Here is a 1323-nt window from a genome sequence, read left to right on the forward strand (position 1 = left end):
TGGGAGTGTCAGGAATTTCGTGTGCGGGCGGGCGGCTGAACATTACGCCGCCATGGCCCTGATGAAGCGTTCGCCGAAGATGACGGCGAACTGTGCCTTGGCCATGGTCCACTCACGTGGTGGCATCCTCCACTCTTTTTCCGACCGGTTCAAGATCAGGTAGAGCAGCTTGGTGGCGGCCTCGTCGCTGGGGAAATGGCCGCGTGCACGGACGGCCCGGCGCAGTTTCGAGTTCAGCGCCTCGATGGCGTTGGTGGTGTAGATGATCCGCCGAACCTCGTCGGGAAAGGCGAAGAACGGGATGACCTCGGCCCAGGCGCGCCGCCAGCTCTGGGCAATGGCGGGATAGCGGGTTCCCCAAGGACCCGCCTCGAACGCAGTCAGGGCCTGCTCGGCCGCCTCGGCACTGGGCGCGCGGTAGATCTCCTTCAACGCAGTCGCCAGGCCCTTGCGGTCCTTCCAGGACACAAAGTCCATGGAATTGCGCAGCAGATGGACGATGCATGTCTGAACCACGGCGTCGGGGAACACGGCCGTGATCGCTTCCGGAAAGCCCTTCAGGCCATCGACCACGGCGAGCAGGATGTCCTCGGTGCCGCGGTTCCTCAGCTCGTTCATGACCCTGAGCCAGAATTTGGCCCCTTCGTTCTGCTCCAGCCACAGGCCCAGCACCTCCTTGGCGCCGTCGGCGCGGACGCCGAGCGCGATGTGGATCGCCTTGTTGCGCACCATGCCTTCGTCACGGATCTTCACCCGCAAGGCGTCGAAAAATACGAGCGGGTAGACCGGGTCGAGCGGCCGCTGCTGCCAGATCGCCACCTCGTCGAGCACCGCGTCGGTCACGCTCGAGATCAGGTCCGGCGATACGTCGATGCCGTACAGATCGTGCAGGTGTCCTGTGATCTCGCGGGTACTCATGCCGCGCGCGTACATCGACACGATCTTCTCGTCGAAGCCCGGAAAGCGCCGCTGGTATTTGGCGATCAGCTGCGGGTCGAAACTGCTCTGCCGGTCACGTGGTACGTCGATCGCCAGCTTGCCGGTATCGGTCGTGATCGTCTTCCGGCCGTAGCCGTTGCGCGAGTTGCCGGTGCCGTCGTCTCCGGCCAGATGATAATCCATCTCCGCGTTCAAAGCGCGCTCCGTCAGCGCCTTCTTCAGCGCATCCAGCAGGCCGCCCTGCGCCAGCGCGGTACCAGCATCAGCGCCAGCCAGCAGCTGATCCAGCAGATCGTTCGGTATCGCAGGCTCTTTGCGTCGGGACATTTCGGGGCTCCTTCTTTCCCATTATGCCCGCCCGCACACGAAATTCCTGACACTCCC

1 protein-coding gene is annotated in these 1323 nt (G+C 63.7%); it reads right to left on the reverse strand.

Features of this window, described 5'->3' with window-relative positions; all coding sequences use genetic code 11:
- Positions 1–42: 42 nt before the first annotated feature.
- Positions 43–1266: an IS256 family transposase gene (locus BSZ14_RS18735; RefSeq protein ID WP_042468862.1), complete on the reverse strand. Its 1224-nt coding sequence runs from the start codon at positions 1264–1266 to the stop codon at positions 43–45.
- Positions 1267–1323 lie beyond the last annotated feature (57 nt).

Source organism: Sphingomonas sp. Sph1(2015) (assembly GCF_001970915.1).
Classification (GTDB): domain Bacteria; phylum Pseudomonadota; class Alphaproteobacteria; order Sphingomonadales; family Sphingomonadaceae; genus Sphingomonas; species Sphingomonas parapaucimobilis.